General features: G+C 73.4%; 16 protein-coding genes. 10 read left to right on the forward strand and 6 right to left on the reverse strand.

The features are described 5' to 3' along the window. Nucleotides 1–34: 34 nt before the first annotated feature. Nucleotides 35–1,597, reverse strand: a complete 1,563-nt coding sequence (gene guaB / locus LPU61_RS09010) for an IMP dehydrogenase (RefSeq protein ID WP_043965660.1) — start codon at nucleotides 1,595–1,597, stop codon at nucleotides 35–37. Nucleotides 1,598–1,830: 233 nt separating this feature from the next. Between guaB and LPU61_RS09015 the strand changes: the two genes are divergently transcribed. Further along, nucleotides 1,831–2,235, forward strand: a complete 405-nt coding sequence (locus LPU61_RS09015; protein ID WP_043965658.1) for a DUF5319 domain-containing protein — start codon at nucleotides 1,831–1,833, stop codon at nucleotides 2,233–2,235. Between the two features lie 518 nt (nucleotides 2,236–2,753). Here the strand turns inward: LPU61_RS09015 and LPU61_RS09020 are convergent. Beyond that, nucleotides 2,754–3,575, reverse strand: a complete 822-nt coding sequence (locus tag LPU61_RS09020; protein WP_043965655.1) for a helix-turn-helix transcriptional regulator — start codon at nucleotides 3,573–3,575, stop codon at nucleotides 2,754–2,756. Nucleotides 3,576–3,829: 254 nt separating this feature from the next. On the opposite strand from LPU61_RS09020, the gene LPU61_RS09025 reads away from it, so the two are divergent. Continuing rightward, nucleotides 3,830–4,213 (forward strand): WhiB family transcriptional regulator, encoded by a 384-nt coding sequence (locus tag LPU61_RS09025; RefSeq protein WP_043966530.1) that lies wholly within the window; start codon nucleotides 3,830–3,832, stop codon nucleotides 4,211–4,213. 163 nt (nucleotides 4,214–4,376) lie between these two features. Here LPU61_RS09025 and LPU61_RS09030 read toward each other — a convergent pair whose 3' ends face one another. From LPU61_RS09030 to groES, 3 genes are all read right to left on the reverse strand, one after another. After that, a complete protein-coding gene (locus tag LPU61_RS09030) occupies nucleotides 4,377–5,984 on the reverse strand; it encodes a molybdopterin-dependent oxidoreductase (protein ID WP_229404689.1) in 1,608 nt (535 codons plus the stop codon). Nucleotides 5,985–6,140: 156 nt separating this feature from the next. After that, nucleotides 6,141–7,787: a chaperonin GroEL gene (gene groL / locus LPU61_RS09035; RefSeq protein WP_043965650.1), complete on the reverse strand. Its 1,647-nt coding sequence runs from the start codon at nucleotides 7,785–7,787 to the stop codon at nucleotides 6,141–6,143. Between the two features lie 69 nt (nucleotides 7,788–7,856). Beyond that, on the reverse strand, nucleotides 7,857–8,171 hold the full coding sequence (gene groES, locus LPU61_RS09040; RefSeq protein WP_018222648.1) for a co-chaperone GroES: 315 nt from the start codon (nucleotides 8,169–8,171) through the stop codon (nucleotides 7,857–7,859). Between the two features lie 342 nt (nucleotides 8,172–8,513). Here groES and LPU61_RS09045 point away from each other — a divergent pair, with 342 nt between their 5' ends. The 8 genes from LPU61_RS09045 to LPU61_RS09080 all read left to right on the forward strand — a co-directional run bounded on the left by LPU61_RS09045 (nucleotide 8,514) and on the right by LPU61_RS09080 (nucleotide 16,379). Then, a complete protein-coding gene (locus tag LPU61_RS09045) occupies nucleotides 8,514–9,761 on the forward strand; it encodes a methyltransferase domain-containing protein (protein ID WP_229404690.1) in 1,248 nt (415 codons plus the stop codon). A 9-nt stretch (nucleotides 9,762–9,770) separates the two neighbouring features. Continuing rightward, nucleotides 9,771–10,250: a Cys-tRNA(Pro) deacylase gene (ybaK, locus tag LPU61_RS09050; RefSeq protein ID WP_229404691.1), complete on the forward strand. Its 480-nt coding sequence runs from the start codon at nucleotides 9,771–9,773 to the stop codon at nucleotides 10,248–10,250. A gap of 306 nt (nucleotides 10,251–10,556) precedes the next feature. Further along, a complete protein-coding gene (locus LPU61_RS09055) occupies nucleotides 10,557–11,657 on the forward strand; it encodes a sugar ABC transporter substrate-binding protein (RefSeq protein ID WP_229404912.1) in 1,101 nt (366 codons plus the stop codon). A gap of 119 nt (nucleotides 11,658–11,776) precedes the next feature. Next, nucleotides 11,777–12,598, forward strand: coding sequence for an ATP-binding cassette domain-containing protein (locus tag LPU61_RS09060; protein ID WP_229404692.1), 822 nt, complete (start codon nucleotides 11,777–11,779; stop codon nucleotides 12,596–12,598). After that, on the forward strand, nucleotides 12,595–13,854 hold the full coding sequence (locus LPU61_RS09065; RefSeq protein WP_229404693.1) for a sugar ABC transporter permease: 1,260 nt from the start codon (nucleotides 12,595–12,597) through the stop codon (nucleotides 13,852–13,854). Before LPU61_RS09060 ends, LPU61_RS09065 begins: the two co-directional genes overlap by 4 nt. Before the next feature lie 25 nt (nucleotides 13,855–13,879). Further along, a complete protein-coding gene (locus tag LPU61_RS09070; protein WP_043965639.1) occupies nucleotides 13,880–15,061 on the forward strand; it encodes an ROK family protein in 1,182 nt (393 codons plus the stop codon). A gap of 56 nt (nucleotides 15,062–15,117) precedes the next feature. Continuing rightward, nucleotides 15,118–15,405, forward strand: coding sequence for a DUF1707 domain-containing protein (locus LPU61_RS09075; protein ID WP_043966526.1), 288 nt, complete (start codon nucleotides 15,118–15,120; stop codon nucleotides 15,403–15,405). Between the two features lie 230 nt (nucleotides 15,406–15,635). Then, the gene (locus tag LPU61_RS09080) at nucleotides 15,636–16,379 is read left to right on the forward strand and encodes a DUF4142 domain-containing protein (protein ID WP_043965637.1); all 744 of its coding nucleotides are present in this window, start codon (nucleotides 15,636–15,638) and stop codon (nucleotides 16,377–16,379) included. Between the two features lie 75 nt (nucleotides 16,380–16,454). Here the strand turns inward: LPU61_RS09080 and LPU61_RS09085 are convergent, their stop codons facing one another. Then, nucleotides 16,455–16,709, reverse strand: coding sequence for a hypothetical protein (locus LPU61_RS09085; RefSeq protein WP_043965635.1), 255 nt, complete (start codon nucleotides 16,707–16,709; stop codon nucleotides 16,455–16,457). Nucleotides 16,710–16,711: the final 2 nt, after the last annotated feature.

The following is a 16,711-nucleotide window of genomic DNA, read 5'->3' on the forward strand; positions in this document are numbered from 1 at the left end:
GGTGGCTCCAGGTGGTGTCGGGGTGGTGGTGGGGTCAGCGGGAGTGGTAGTTCGGCGCCTCGACGGTCATCTGGATGTCGTGCGGGTGGCTCTCCTTGAGCCCGGCCGCGGTGATCCGGATGAGCTGGCCGCGCCGGTGCAGCTCGGGGATGCTCTCCGCGCCGACGTACCCCATCGCGGCGCGCAGCCCGCCGATGAGCTGGTGGGCGACGGCGGCCAGCGGGCCCCGGTAGGGAACCTGGCCCTCCACGCCCTCCGGGACCAGCTTGTCCTCGGCGAGCACGTCCTGCTGGAAGTAGCGGTCCTTCGAGTACGACTTGGCCTGCCCCCGCGACTGCATCGCGCCGAGGGAGCCCATCCCCCGGTACGCCTTGTACTGCTTGCCGTTGATGAAGATCAGCTCGCCGGGGCTCTCCTCGCAGCCGGCCAGCAGGCTGCCGAGCATCACGGTGTCGGCCCCGGCCACGAGCGCCTTGGCGATGTCGCCCGAGTACTGGATGCCGCCGTCGCCGATGACCGGCACGCCGGCCGGGCGGGCGGCCCGCGCCGCCTCCATGATCGCGGTGATCTGCGGCACGCCGACCCCGGCGACGATCCGGGTGGTGCAGATCGCGCCCGGACCCACCCCGACCTTCACCCCGTCCGCGCCGGCCTCGACCAGGGCCTTCGCCCCGGCGTACGTGGCCACGTTGCCGCCGACGATGTCGATCGTCACGTCCTTCTTGAGCTGGCGGACCATGTCCAGCACCGCCCGCTGGTGGCCGTGGGCGGTGTCCACGATGATCACGTCGACGCCCGCGTCGACCAGCGCCCGCGCCCGCTTGTACGCGTCCTCGCCCACGCCGACGGCGGCGGCCACCCGGAGCCGGCCGGCGTCGTCCTTGGTGGCGTTCGGGTACTGCTCGCTCTTGGTGAAGTCCTTCACGGTGATCAGCCCGCGCAGCCGGCCCGAGCCGTCGACGATCGGCAGCTTCTCGACCTTGTGCTGACGCAGCAGGGCCAGCGCCTCGTCCTTGCTGACCCCGACCGGGGCGGTGACCAGCGGCGTGCGGGTCATGATCTCGCGGACCGGGGTGGCCGGCTCGGAGACGAAGCGCATGTCCCGGTTGGTGACGATGCCGACGAGCTGCCCCTCGCCGTCGACCACGGGGACGCCGGAGATCCGGTAGCGCCCGCAGAGCGCATCGACGTCGCGCAGGGTGTCGTCGGGGCTGGCGGTCACCGGGTTGGTGATCATGCCGGACTCGGAGCGCTTGACCAGGTCGACCTGGAGTGCCTGGTCCTCCAGGGAGAGGTTGCGGTGCAGCACGCCGATGCCGCCCTGGCGGGCCATGGCGATCGCCATCCGCGCCTCGGTGACCGTGTCCATCGCGCTGGACAGCAGCGGGACGGTCAGCTCGACGTTGCGGGTGAGCCGGGTGCGGGTGTTGACCCGGCTGGGCACCACGTCCGACTCGCCGGGCTGGAGGAGCACGTCGTCGAAGGTGAGGCCGAGCGGGACCACCCGGGCCGAGCCGGCGGGCAGCTCCGGCAGGTGGCCGCCCAGCTCGCCGGTGTCGGCGCCGGCCGGAAGATCGATGCTGGGCGAATTGTCCACGATTGCTCTCCTGAGCTGGGTCGGGCGGGCTTCGGCGAGGAGGCGCGCGCGGACGTCCGGCGCGCGCCGGGTGAGGACGCGTCAGTGTCATCGTACCCATCGGCCCAGGCCGGCCCCGCCGGTGCCGGGCCGGTGGACGACGCTGCGTGACGTTCACCCCCGCCGAGGCCGACGCGGGGTGACCGGCCGGACGGGGGCGGGCGTCCGGCGGGCGCGGGGTCTACGGTGAGGGGGTGCACGACGAGCCCATCGACCCGTTCAACGGCGACCCGGCCGATCCGGCGGCGGAGCTGCACGACCCGGCGGACGACGACACGCTCGACCCGCTGACCGAGGTCGAGCGGCAGGACGTGCTGGAGGACCTGGCCGACCTGGAGATCTACCAGGCCCTGCTGGCCCCCGTCGGCGTGCGCGGGCTGGTCATCGAGTGCGAGGACTGCCGCGAGCCGCACTACTTCGACTGGGACCTGCTGCGGGGCAACCTGCGCCACCTGCTCAGCTCCGGCCGCCCCCGCGTGCACGAGCCGGCCTACGACCCGGATCCGGACCACTACGTCACGTGGGACTACGCCCGGGGATACGCCGACGGCGTGCACGACACCCTCACCGAGGGCACCGACGACGACCCGACCCCCTAGGGTCCCCGTCACCACACCCCCACCGCACGGCCACACGCCGCGTCGCCACGTCTGCGCGCCACCCGGCTCCCGCGCGGCACCCGAGCCCACGCCCGAACCCCGTCGACCACTTTCCGTCACGATCGCCGGGGCGGCCACCGCAGCCCGCGACCTGACTCTGGGTAAGGGCCGCCGGACTCCCCCACACATCGCCCCCTCCCTTTGCTCTGCACCCACCCACGCATCACCGGCACTAAGCTGGCGATACGCCATTCGCGCACGGCACGCACCCGCCACGGCCGGATACCCAGCGTGAACCGTTGCGTATCCGGGTGCAGAGCAAAGGGAGCGATGGGGTTGGCGCTGCCGGGCAGGGAGATCACGTGGCGTGACCAGCGGGGGCGGACGGGACGACTGCGGACAGCGCCACGGCGATCTTGCACTCGCGGCCCGATGGGCCGGTCTCGCGGCCTCCGCCCGGGCCGCACCTGCGGGGCGGGCGGGAAGGCGCGCGGGTGGGCGGGTAGCTGGGTGGGTGGTCAGGTGACCAGGCCGGCGCGGAAGCCGGCGGCCACCGCGTGCGCGCGGTCCCGGGCGCCGAGCTTGCGGAACAGCCGGCGGGCGTGCGTCTTGACGGTGTCCTCCGAGACGAACAGCTCACGGCCGATCTCGGCGTTGCTCTTGCCCTCGGCCATGCCGAGCAGCACCTGGAGTTCCCGCTCCGTCAGGCCGATCGCGCTCCGGCCGCCCCTGGCCGGGGCGGGACGCTGCCCCGCCGCGGCCGGGGTCTCGCCCTCGCCGCCCGCCTCCACCTCGTCGTCGCCGCGCTGCACCGGCACCACCGGCGGCGTACCACCGGGCGGCTCCTCGGGGCCCGCCGGCCAGGCCGGGCCGGGCTTGGCCGGGGGGCGTCCGGCCGGGGCGGGGCGGGCGGGCCCGCCGACGGAGGCGGCGTCGCGGGCCGGGTCGGTCACCCGGCTGCGGGTGGCGCGGCCGGGCGCCGAGAGCAGCAGCAGCGCCTTCGCCACCGCGCTGGTCAGGTCGTGGTCGGTGCCCTGGATCAGCCCCCGGGCGCCGGCGCCGATGGTCGCGGCGGCGGCCTCGGACTCCTCCGCGCCGAGCAGCAGCACCGCGGCCTGCGGGGCGCGGGCCAGCACCCGCCGGACGAAGCCGGCGCTGTCCGGCCGGGTGAGGGCGGTGTCGGCGAGCACGACGTCCGCCGGGATCTCCGCCAGTCGCAGCATCACCTCGGGATCGGAGACGGCCGTACGAACGGCGGCGGACAGTCCTAGCCGCGCCGCCGCGGAGTTCAGTTGCTGCGCGGCGAGCGGTGTCCGAACGCACACGAGGACAGTACGCACTGTGGTCTCCTCTCCGACCCCGAGCAGACCATGGGGAGGCGGCGTCGGGTGGGCGTTCCCGGCAATCCTTCGAACTTTTCCGACAGTTAGGGCATATCAGTCAGGTTGTCCGACCTTTTCGATCACAGACGTGTGAGCGGAAGCGAGGCGGGGTAACGGGGAGCCCGAGCCGGAAACGGTGCGCCAGCGCGGCCGCCGCCCGGACACCCGTCAACTGAGGATCTCCGCGGTGCCGCGCGGAAGGAGGGGTGCTGATGTCGAACGTACGCAGGCTGCCCGGACCCATCGTCGACCTCTGGGACTGGCAGCGGCTCGGTGCCTGCCGGGGCCGCGACAGCGCCCAGTTCTTCCACCCCGACGGCGAACGCGGCTCCTCCCGGCTGCGCCGGGAGTCCGGCGCCAAGACGGTCTGCCGGGCCTGCCCGGTACGCGCCGAGTGCGCCGCGCACGCCCTCGCCGTCCGTGAGCCCTACGGGGTGTGGGGCGGCTTCAGCGAGGCGGAGCGGCTGCGGCTGCTCGCGGTGGGCTGGGAGGACCTGGCCGACCGCCGGCACTCGCGCGTCGACGTGGCCCGCCTGGAGGCCCGCCTGGGCCGTCCGCACAAGTCCACCGTGCCGGCGCAGCGCAGCGTCGCCTGACGACCGCCGCCACGCCGCCGCCCTTCGCCACGCCCACCGTCGGGCGACCAGGCCACCGGCGTGCCGCCCGCCATCCCCACCGCCGGGCGACCAGGCCACCGGCGTGTCGGCCGCCACGCCCACGGCCGGGTGACCCGCCTGCCGGCGCGGGTCCGCCCGGCGGTCAGCCCACGGTGACCCGGACGGTGTGCCAGCCGGTCGCGCCGTCCGGGTCGACGCGCTGCCGGCGCTCGGTCTGCGTCTCGCCGTCGGCGTCGGTGGCCCGCACCTGGAGGGTGTGCTCGCCGGAGGTGGCCGCCCACTGCCAGGACCACTGCACCCAGGTGTCCACCGACACCGTCGGGGCGAGCGTCGCCTCCCGCCACGGGCCGTCGTCGACGCGTACCTCGACCCGGCGGATGCCCCGGTGCTGCGCCCAGGCCACCCCGGCGACCATGACCGGGCCGGCGGTGAGCCGGTTGCGGGGGCGGGGCGTGTCGATCCGCGACTGGGTCTTGATCGGCCCCTGCGCCGACCAGCCCCGGGGCACCCAGTACGCGTCGAAGTCGGCGAAGCTGGTCAGCTCCAGCTCGGTCACCCACTTGCACGCGGAGACGTAGCCGTACAGGCCGGGCACCACCATGCGTACGGGAAAGCCGTGCTCCACCGGCAGCGGCTCGCCGTTCATGCCCACCGCGAGCAGGGCGTCCCGCCCGTCGCGCAGCGCCGCCGTCGGGGTGCCGCAGGTCCAGCCGTCGACCGAGCGGCCGACGACCTGGTCCGCGCCCTCCTCCGGCTGCGCCTCGTCGAGCAGTTCCCGGATCGGCACGCCCAGCCAGCGGGCGTTGCCGATCAGGTCCCCGCCGACCTCGTTCGACACGCAGGCCAGGGTGACGTACCGCTCGACCATGGGGCGGGCCAGCAGGTCGGCGAAGCTCAGCTCGATCGGGTTGCGCACCCGGCCGTGGATGCGCAACCGCCAGGTGTCCGGGTCGACCTGCGGCACCACCAGGGCGGTGTCGATGCGGTAGAACCCGGACGTCGGGCTGACGTAGGGGGCGAGCTGGGTGAGGGAGAGGTCCGCCCCGGCCGGCACCGCCGGCGCGGGCGAGGCCGGCGCGGGCAGGGCGACCGCCCGCCGGGCCTCCGACACCCCGCGCCGCCCGGCCAGCCAGTGCCCGCCCAGCCCGGTCACGACGGCCGCGCCGGCCAGCGCGCCGACGCCGGTGAGGAACCGCCGCCGCCCCTCCGGGCGCTCGGGGTGCAAGGAAGGGCCCCTTGTTGACAGGAGGGGGGTGTCGACAAGGGGCCCTTCCTTGCCGGCGGCGGCGGTGGGCGGGGTCCACGGCCAGGGGTCGGGGTGCAGGGGGCCGGCCAGCAGGAGCCAGAGCGTCAGCGCGCCGAGGGCCGCCCCGGCCAGCGCCGGCAGCGCGTCGGTGGCGTCGGCGCCGGCCCGGGTCAGCGCGGCGGCCACCCCGAGGGCCGCGAACGCCCCGATGCCCGCCAGGCCGAGCCACAGCCGGCGGGCGGCGAGGACGCCGAGCAGCGCCGCGAAGCCGGCCAGCAGCAGCGCCGTCCCGACCAGCAGGGCGATCTTGTCGTACGTGCCGAAGACGACGATGCCGAACTGCTTGACCGGCTCGGGGACGGTGTCGACGACCAGCCCGCCGACCGCGACCAGTGGTGCCGACCGGGGGCCGGTCAGCACCGCCACCGGTTCGGCGGTGCCGATCGCCACGGCGGCGGCGGTGATCCCGGCCAGCGCGGCGTACCCGCGCGAGATGGTGCCCATCCGCCCAGTGTTTCCGACGGGGCCGGGAAGCGACAGGCACGTCAGCGTTCCGTAAGCAACCAGCCCCGGCGAACGCGGGGCGGATACGCGTCAAGGCACGCCGTGGGGAGCCGGCGTGCCTTGAACGTGTGGTGTGGCTGGGTCAGCCGCCGTGGGTCAGAAACCCGGGCCGTGCTGGTGGCCGTGGCCGTGCGAGTGGCCGTGGCCACCGGCGGCGGCCGGCTCGGCCTTCTCCGGCTTCTCCACCACCAGGCTCTCGGTGGTGAGCAGCAGGCCGGCGATCGAGGCGGCGTTGGTGACGGCGTTGCGGGTCACCTTCACCGGGTCGATGATGCCGGACTTGGCCAGGTCGACGTAGTCGCCGACGGCCGCGTCGAGGCCCTGGCCCCACTGGCTGCCGACGACCTTCTCCACCACCACGTAGCCGTCGTGGCCGGCGTTCTGGGCGATCCAGCGCAACGGCTCGACCAGCGACTTGCGCACGATCGAGACGCCGGTCTTCTCGTCACCGGTGAAGCCGAGGTCGTCGTCGAGCACCGGCAGGATCTGCGCCAGGGCGGCACCGCCACCCGGGACCGTACCCTCCTCGACGGCGGCCTTGGTCGCGGCGATGGCGTCCTCGATGCGGTGCTTGCGCTCCTTCATCTCGACCTCGGTCGCCGCGCCCACCTTGATGACCGCGATGCCGCCGGAGAGCTTCGCCAGCCGCTCGGCCAGCTTCTCCCGGTCCCAGTCGGAGTCCGAGGCCTCGATCTCCTTGCGGATCTGGGCGACCCGGTCGGCGACCTCGCTGGCCTGGCCACCACCGTCGACGATGGTGGTGGTCTCCTTGTCGACCACGACGCGCCGGGCGGTGCCGAGCACCTCCAGGCCGACCTGGTCGAGCTTGTAGCCCAGCTCCGGGGCGACCAGCTCGGAGCCGGTGAGGATCGCCATGTCCTGGAGCATCGCCTTGCGGCGGTCGCCGAAGCCGGGGGCCTTCACCGCGCAGACCTTGAGGGTCTTGCGGACCGCGTTGACCATGAGCGTCGACAGGGCCTGGCCCTCGACGTCCTCGGCGACGATCAGCAGCGGCTTGTTGTTCTGGAGGACCTTCTCCAGCAGCGGCAGCAGCTCCTCGATCCCCGAGATCTTCTGCGTGGTGATCAGGATGTACGGGTCCTCCAGGACCGACTCCTGACCCTCCACGTCGGTGACGAAGTTGGGGGAGATGAAGCCCTTGTCGAACTGGAGGCCCTCGGTCACGTTGAGCTCGGTGGTGAGCGCGGAGCCCTCCTCGACGGTGATGACGCCGTCGCGGCCCACCCGCTCCATCGCCTCGGCGATCAGCTCGCCGATGGTGGCGTCCTGCGCGGAGATCGTCGCGACGTGCGCGATCGACTCCTTGCCGGCGACCTCGACGGCCCGGTCGAGCAGGGCCTCGGAGACCTTCGTGGCCGCCGCGTCGATGCCGCGCTTGAGGCCGGACGGGCTGGCGCCGGCGGCCACGTTGCGCAGGCCCTCGCGGACCATGGCCTGGGCCAGCACGGTCGCGGTGGTGGTCCCGTCGCCGGCGACGTCGTTGGTCTTGGTCGCCACCTCCTTGACCAGCTGCGCGCCGAGGTTCTCGTACGGGTTGGTGAGCTCGATCTCCTTGGCGATGGTCACGCCGTCGTTGGTGATCGTGGGCGCACCGAATTTCTTGTCCAGGACGACGTTGCGCCCGCGCGGGCCGAGAGTGACCTTGACCGCGTCCGCGAGGGCGTTGACACCGTGCTCCAGCAGGTGCCGGGCGTCGTCCGAGAAGCTCAGGATCTTCGCCATCTGTATCCCTTCGAAGCGTCACTGCCCCGGCCCGGCGAGCCGGACCGGGGCAGTGACGCGGATCGGTTGTTACTTCTCGATGACCGCGAGGACGTCGCGGGCGGAGAGCACCAGGTACTCCTCGCCGGCGTACTTGACCTCGGTGCCGCCGTACTTCGAGTAGAGGACGGTGTCGCCGACCTTCACGTCGATCGGCACGCGGTTGCCCTTGTCGTCGATCCGGCCCGGGCCGACAGCGAGGACGGTGCCCTCCTGCGGCTTCTCCTTGGCGGTGTCGGGGATCACGATGCCCGACGCCGTGGTGGTCTCAGCCTCGTTCGCCTGGACCACGATGCGGTCCTCGAGCGGCTTGATCGCAACCTTGGTCGCGGTAGTCACGGGCATACCCTCCTGGGGTACTGGTTTCGTTGCCGGACGGCGGGGCCGACCAGCGTCAATCTGCCACATGCCACCGGGCGGGGCCGTCGTCGCGGGTGCCGGTCCGCCTGGCGTCAACCCCCGGGCACGGGGCCCGGAAGCTGGCACCCTCGATGGGAGAGTGCTAATCGCAGGTTAGGCCGTGGCTAGCACTCCGTCAAGGAGAGTGCCAACGCGTCGCCCGTCGTGTCGCCACAGTTCCGCCACTCGTCACCGCGACACGCCGCCACCGCCGACCCCCGGACCTCGTCGACCTCCGACACCACCACCGCCGTCGGTCCACCGCCGCCCGGGCCCGACAATGGGCGCGTGGATCTCGACCAGCTCGCCGCCCTGCGTACCCCCGACGGGTCGGCCGCGCTCGCCGCGGCGACCGAGGTGGCCGGCGGCGACCCGCTGGCCGCAGCGGCCGCGCTCCGCTCGGCCGGGGTGACCGCCGGGCTGGCCGCCGCCGCGCTGACCCAGGCCGAGCTGCGCCGCCGGGCCGTCGGCAAGTTCGGGCCGGCGGCGGCCGGCATGTTCCTCACCCGCGCCGGCCTGGAGCAGGCGACCCGGGGGGTGGTCGCGGCCCGGCGGGCCGACCGGCTGCGCGCCGCCGGGGTGCGCACCCTGGCCGACCTGGGCTGCGGCCTCGGTGCCGACGCGCTCGCCGCCGCCCGCGCCGGCATCCGGGTGTACGGGGTGGAGGCCGACCCGGTCACCGCCGCGATGGCCGCCGCGAACGCCGAGGCCGCCGGGCTGGCCGACGTTTTCACGGTGGAGTGCGGCGACGCCACGGCGTTCGACGTGTCCTCCGTCGACGCGGCGTTCTGCGACCCGGCGCGGCGCAGGGCCGGCACGGGCCGGCGGATCTTCGACCCCAACGCCTACTCGCCGCCGTGGGACTTCGTCACGGCGCTGGCCGAGCGGGTGCCGCACACGGTGGTGAAGGTGGCCCCCGGGCTCGACCACAGCCTGATCCCGGCCGGCGCGGAGGCGGAGTGGGTCAGTGTGGGCGGCGACCTGGTCGAGGCCGCCCTGTGGTGCGGCCGGCTCGCCGAGGTCCCCCGCCGCGCGACTGTGCTGAAGGAAGGGCCCCCTGGCAACGCTTCCGGCACAGGCCACCACACCTCCCACCAGCTCACCGGCTCCGGCGCGGCCGAGGCGGCGGTCGGGCCCGTCCGGCGGTACGTCCACGACCCGGACCCGGCCGTCGTCCGCGCGCACCTCGTGGCGGAGCTGGCCGGCGAACTGGACGCCACGCTCGCCGACCCGACCATCGCCTACCTGTACGCCGACGCTCCCGGCGCGACGCCGTTCGCCCGCTGCCTGGAGGTCACCGACGTGCTGCCGTTCTCGCTGAAGCGGCTGCGCGCCCTGCTGCGCGAGCGCAGGGTGGGCCGCGTCGAGATCCTCAAGCGCGGCTCGGCGCTGGAGCCGGAGCGGCTGCGGCGCGACCTGCGGCTGGCCGGCCCGGAGGCGGCGAGCCTGGTGCTGACCCGGGTGGCCGGCGCGCCGACCGTGCTGGTCTGCCGCCCGGTGACGTATCCGCTGGATCACGAGGCGACGGCCGGCTAGCTTGTCGGCATGGCGGGACAGGGGACTCCGGCGACGGCGCTGCTGACGAAGCGGAAGATCCGGCACAGCACCCACCCGTACGACGTGTCGCCGGAGGCGCCGAACTACGGCGCGCTCGTCGCGGCAGCCCTGGGCGTGCCCCCGGAGCGGGTGTTCAAGTCCCTCGTCACCGAGGTCGACGGCGCGCTCGCGGTGGCGGTGGTGCCGGTGACCGGCGAGCTGGACCTCAAGGCGCTCGCCGCCGCGCTCGGCGGCAAGCGGGCGACGATGGCCGACCGGGCGGTGGCGGAGCGGGCCACCGGGTATGTGCGCGGCGGGATCAGCCCGCTCGGCCAGCGCAAGCTCCTGCCCACGGTGCTGGACGCCTCCGCGCTGGCCCACGACACCGTGTACGTCTCGGCGGGCCGGCGCGGGCTCCAGCTCCAGCTCGCCCCGGCCGACCTGGTCGCGCTCACCGACGCCACCACCGCCCCCATCGCCGCCGGCTGACCGCCGCCGCGAGCCGAGCGGCATCCCGAGCCCGCCACCCCGAGCCGGGGCGTCGGCCTGCGGCAGGTTTGGCGGCCTGCGGCATCGGCAATTCTCATGATCGCCGCGTCGAGGCGCGGCCCTTCGGTCTGCCCGCCTTCGGGGCGGTTAGGGCACAGTGTCGATCACGTTGCTGAATTGTTACCGCCGCCAACAAACTTCTGACCTCGGCGGTCTTGTGCCGGGAGTGTGGCGCGCAATACGTTGCCGGACACAACAAAACACCGCTCCACTCCCACTCCCCCACCCCCGAAAGGACCCGTGCAGATGCGCAAGGGCTTCCTCACCTTCGCCGCCGTGGGCCTGCTGGCCGCCGGCAGCATGGCCGCCTGCGGCGAGAACTCCGACGGCGGCGACCAGGCCGGATCCTCCGAGAAGAAGCCGAAGATCGGCGTGATCCTGCCGGACAGCAAGTCCTCCGCCCGCTGGGAGGGCGCCGACCGCAAGTTCCTCCAGGCCGCCTTCGACGCCGCCGGCGTCGAGTCGATCATCCAGAACGCGCAGGGCGACAAGACCGCGTTCCAGACCATCGCGGACCAGATGATCACCAACGGGGTGACCACCCTGATGATCGTCAACCTGGACTCGGGCACCGGCAAGGCCGTGCTCGACAAGGCCAAGTCGCAGGGCGTCGCCACGATCGACTACGACCGGCTCACGCTGGGCGGCTCCGCGCAGTACTACGTCAGCTTCGACAACGAGGCCGTCGGCAAGCTCCAGGGCGAGGGCCTCGCCAAGTGCCTGACCGACAAGGGCGTCAAGAACCCGGCGATCGCCTACCTCAACGGCTCGCCGACCGACAACAACGCGACCCTGTTCAAGAACGGGTACGACTCGGTGCTCAAGCCGAAGTTCGACTCGAAGGAGTACACCAAGGTCGCCGACGACTCGGTGCCGGACTGGGACAACACGCAGGCCGCCACGATCTTCGAGCAGCAGTACACCAAGGCCAGTGGCAAGATCGACGGCGTGCTGGCCGCGAACGACGGCCTCGGCAACGCCGCCATCTCCGTGCTGAAGAAGAACAAGCTCAACGGCAAGGTCCCCGTGACCGGGCAGGACGCCACCGTGCAGGGCCTGCAGAACATCCTCGCCGGTGACCAGTGCATGACCGTCTACAAGGCCGTCAAGAAGGAGGCGGACGCCGCCGCCGAGCTGGCCATCGCGGTCGCCAAGGGCGAGAAGAAGGACACCGGGCAGACCGTCAAGGACGTCGAGGGCAACCGGGACGTCCCGGCCGTCCTGCTGGAGCCGAAGGCCATCTACAAGGACAACGTCAAGGACGTCGTCGCCGACGGCTTCGTCACCAAGGAAGAGCTCTGCACCGCCGCCTACGCCAAGCTCTGCACCGAAGCCGGCATCAGCTGACCCGTACGCCGACCGTCGTACCCGCCAGGCGACGCCGCCCGGCACGGTGACCCCGTGCCGGGCGGCGGCCCGCGCCGGACGGGCTCCGCGATCTCCCCTCCGCGCGTTAGGAGACCCTTGTGTCCGCAACCCCCCTGCTGGAACTACGAGGGATCGACAAGAGCTTCGGTCCCGTCCAGGTGCTGCGCGACGTCGCCCTCACCGCCCACCCCGGCGAGGTCACCGCGCTGGTCGGCGACAACGGCGCCGGCAAGTCGACCCTGGTGAAGTGCATCAGCGGCATCTACCCGACCGACTCCGGCCAGTTCCTCTTCGAGGGCCGCCCGGTCAGCATCAACAGCCCCCGCGACGCCGCCGCCCTGGGCATCGAGGTCGTCTACCAGGACCTCGCGCTCTGCGACAACCTCGACATCGTGCAGAACATGTTCCTCGGCCGGGAGAAGCACACCGGCCTCGTCCTCGACGAGCCGACCATGGAGCAGATGGCCGCCGAGACCCTGGCCGGGCTGAGCGTCCGGACGGTGAAGTCGCTACGCCAGCACGTCTCCAGCCTCTCCGGCGGCCAGCGGCAGACCGTCGCCATCGCCAAGGCGGTGCTCTGGAACAGCCGGCTGGTCATCCTCGACGAGCCGACCGCCGCGCTGGGCGTCGCGCAGACCGCCCAGGTGCTGGAGCTGGTCCGCCGGCTGGCCGACAACGGCCTCGCCGTCGTGCTCATCTCGCACAACATGAACGACGTCTTCGCGGTCTCCGACCGGATCGCCGCCCTCTACCTCGGCCAGATGGTGGCCCAGGTGAAGACCACCGACATCACCCACTCGCAGGTCGTCGAGCTGATCACCGCCGGGCGTTCCGGCGCCCTCGGGCTCGCCGCCGAGCCGGCGGGTGGCAACGGCACCGGCGGCGCGGCCGTCGGCACGACCCGGGGAGCCCTCCGATGACCACCACCGTCGTGAAGAAGGAAGGGCCGGCGGCGGTCACCCCGCCCGTCACCGTCGGCGGCCACGTGCGCAGCTACGTCAGCCGGGTACGCGGCGGCGACATCGGCGCCCTGCCGGCCGTGCTGGGCCTGATCGTGCTCTGCACGGTCTTCGCGATCATGCGCCCCTCGTTCCTGTCCGCCGGCAACTTCGCCAACCTGTTCACCCAGGGCGCGGCGATCACGCTGATCGCGATGGGGCTGGTCTTCGTCCTGCTGCTCGGCGAGATCGACCTCTCCGCCGGCTTCGCCAGCGGCGTCTGCGCGGCCGTCCTCGCCAACGTCGTCACCGTGCTCGGCTACCCCTGGTGGGTCGCGGTGCTCGCCGCGCTCGCCACCGGCGTGCTCATCGGCACGGCGCTGGGCTTCCTGGTGGCGAAGGTCGGCATCCCGTCGTTCGTGGTCACCCTCGCCGGCTTCCTCGCCTTCCAGGGCATCGTGCTGATGCTGATGAAGGAGGGCGCCAACATCTCCGTACGCGACGAGACGCTGGTGGCGATCTCCAACCGCAACCTGCCGCCCGCGATCGGCTGGGCGCTGGCCGCCGTCGCCGTCGCCGGCTACGCGGCGGTGCAGCTCATGCGGCACCGCAACCGGTCCGCCCGGGGCCTCGTCACCGACCCGCTGGCCGTCGTGGCCGCCCGGGTGGGCGTGCTGGCGGTCATCCTCGGCGTCGCCGTGTACGTGCTCAACCTGGAGCGCAGCCGCAACGTCCTGATCACCTCGCTCAAGGGCGTGCCGATCGTGGTGCCGATCATCGCGGTGCTGCTGATCGTCTGGACGTTCGTGCTCCAGCGCACCAGCTACGGCCGGCACGTCTACGCGGTCGGCGGCAACAAGGAGGCGGCCCGCCGCGCCGGCATCAACGTCGACCGGATCCGCATCTCGGTCTTCGTCATCTGCTCCTCGATGGCCGCGATCGGCGGCATCGTGGCGGCGAGCAGGGCCAACTCTGTCGACCCCAACACGGGTGGCAGTAATGTGCTGCTCTACGCCGTGGGCGCGGCGGTGATCGGCGGCACCAGCCTCTTCGGCGGCAAGGGCCGGGTGCTCGACGCCGTGCTCGGCGGCGCGGTGGTCGCCGTGATCGACAACGGCATGGGTCTGATGGGCTACAGCTCGGGGGTCAAGTACGTGGTCACCGGCGTCGTGCTGCTGCTCGCCGCGAGCGTGGACGCCCTGTCCCGCCGCCGGTCGGCCGCCACCGGCAACCGTTGACGCCCGCACGGAAGTACCGGTAACGATGCGCGTGGGACCGAGTCAGGACGAGATCCGTCGGCAGAACCTCGGTGCCCTGCTGCGCTACGTGCACGTCCACGGCGCGACGACCCGCGCCGAGCTGACCACCACGCTCGGGCTCAACCGCAGCACCATCGGCGCGCTCACCGCCGACCTGGCCGGCGCCGGACTGGTCAGCGAGGGCGCGCCGAAGGAGACCGGCCGGGCCGGACGACCGTCGCTGGTCGTCCGGCCCGAGTCGGAACGGGTCTACGCGTACGCGTACAGCGTGGAGGTGGACCGGCTGCGGGCCGCACGGGTCGGCCTGGGCGGCGCGGTGCTCGATCGCCGGGAACTGGACCGGCCCCGCAACCTGGTGGCCGGGGAGGCCGCGCCGCTGCTGGCCGGCGCGGTCAAGGAGATGCACCAGTCGGTGCCCGCGGGCGCGGTCTGCGTCGGCGCCGGGGTCGCGGTCTGCGGCATGGTCCGCCGCGACGACGGCCTGGTCCGGCTCAGCCCGACCACCGGCTGGGTGGACGAGCCGATCGGCGCGGCGCTCGCCGCCGAGCTGGGCATCGACGTGCCGATCACCGTCGGCAACGTGGCCGACGTGGCGGCGTTCGCCGAGCACGCCCGGGGCGTCGCCGCCGGCTGCGACAACGTCATCTACCTGTACGGGGACGTCGGCGTCGGCGCGGGCATCATCGCCGGCGGCCGGCGGCTGACCGGGCACGGCGGGTACAGCGGCGAGGTCGGCCACATGGTGGTGGTGCGCGGCGGGGAGCCCTGCGAGTGCGGCTCCCGGGGCTGCTGGGAGACCGAGATCGGCGAGCACGGTCTGCTGCGGGCCGCCGGCCGGTCCGACGCCCGGGGGCCCGACGCGGTGCTGGCCGTCTTCGAGGCCGCCGACCGGGGCGACGCGCGGGCCCAGACGGCGGTACGGCAGGCCGGGGACTGGCTCGGCTTCGGCGTGGCCAACCTGGTCAACATCTTCAACCCCGAGATGGTCATCTTCGGCGGCACGATGCGGGACCTCTACCTGGCCGCGGCGGCCCAGGTCCGCAGCCGGCTCAACTCGATGGGGCTCCCGGCCTGCCTGGAGCACGTGCGGCTGCGTACCCCGAAACTCGGCGACGACGCGGCGCTGATCGGCGCGGCCGAGCTGGCGTTCGAACGGCTCCTCGCCGACCCCCTCGACGCGGCCTGACCGCCCCGTTCCGCGTGGGGCGCCCCGGGCGGGCGCGGCTGCGTACGCTGTCCGGCGTGGACGTCGAGCTGCGCGCCTCCGACGACGACCGGCAGCGGGCGGTCGCCGACCTGCAACGGCACGCCTCGGCGGGCCGGCTCACCCTGGACGAGTTCTCCGAGCGGGCCGCCGACGCCTGGGCCGCCCGCACCCTCGGCGACCTGGCCGCGGTGACCCGGGACCTGCCGGCCGACCCGGTCCTGTCCGCCTCGCCCGCGCACGGCCGGCGGGACCTGCTGGTCGTCTTCGCGGTCGCCGTCGCCACCCTGATCCTGCTCGGCCTGCTGATGGCCGCCACCCGCTGACCCGCTCCCGCCGCACCTGACCCGCCGCGCCCGCGCCCGCCCCCGCCGCCGCGCGCCCGCCGCCGGATTCACTCCGCCCGATTCCCCCCGCCTGATTTCGCGAGACGCTCTTCCGGGATTCGGATGAACTGATCGCGGCGGCGATCCGTACCAGTGACCGGAGGGGCGGCCCGGGGGACCCGGCCGCCCGGACGGACGCGTTCGGCCCGGACCGAGGAGGCACCGCACCCATGGCACCGCTCAGATCCGCACGTCGCCGGCCAGGGCACCGGACCCACCGGATGGCGGCGCTGGTGGTCACCTTCGTCGCCGCGCTCGGGGTGCTACCCGGCGTGGCCGTCGCCGCACCCGCCAACGCCCAGCTCAACGCCGCCGACATGACGCTGCTCGCCGGCGTACGGCTGGCCGGCCTGTGGGAGATGCCGGCCGGCGAGATGGCCGCCGAGAAGGGCCAGTCGGCCCGGGTACGCGAGATCGGCGCGGAGATCTCCCGGCAGCACGGGGTGCTGGACCAGCTCGTCGTGGACGCCGCCAACAAGCTCGGCGCGACCCTCCCGTCGGACGCCACCGCCGAGCAGAAGGGGTGGCTCAAGGAGATGCAGGAGTCCACCGGCGGCCGGTTCGACCAGATCTTCGTGACCCGGCTCCGGGTGGCGCACGGCAAGATCTTCCCGGTCATCGGCGCGGTGCGCGCCAGCACCCGGGACGCGACCGTCCGCAAGCTCGCCGACGAAGCCAACGACTTCGTCTCCGACCACATGGCGATGCTGGAGAGCACCGGCCTGGTCCGGTGGGAGCAGCTCCCGCCCGCCGCCCTGCCGCCGGCGCAGAGCGACTCGCTGGTCGCGGCGGCAGCCGCGAACGTCGGCAGCGGCGGCCGGCTCGGCGTCAGCACGACGGTGGTGTGGCTGGTCTTCATCGCCGCGCTCGGCACCGGTGGCATCGCCACGTACCGCATCCTGCGCCGCAACTGACCGGAGCTTGTCAGGAGGGGTCCCCTGTGCAACAGAATGCGTTGACAGGGGGCCCTTCCTTGCACGCTTACGCCGTCAGCGGTCGACCTCCGTGAAGTCCCACGCGTGCGGGGGGCGGGCCAGCAGCGTCGCGGGCGGGTCGGGCAGCGGCCGAGGGCTGCTGCGCCACTTCGAGATCACCACCACCCGGTGGTCGGTGGAGCTGAACACCTCGCTGGACACGTGCAGCGGGTCGTGCTCGACCTCCGGCAGCGCGGTGTCGCAGACCCAGGTGATCAGGTCGGCGAAGCCGTAGGGCTCCGCCCGCGCCTCCCACATCCGTACGATCACGT

It is taken from the genome of Micromonospora sp. NBRC 110038 (assembly GCF_020884815.1).
GTDB classification, from domain to species: domain Bacteria; phylum Actinomycetota; class Actinomycetes; order Mycobacteriales; family Micromonosporaceae; genus Micromonospora; species Micromonospora haikouensis.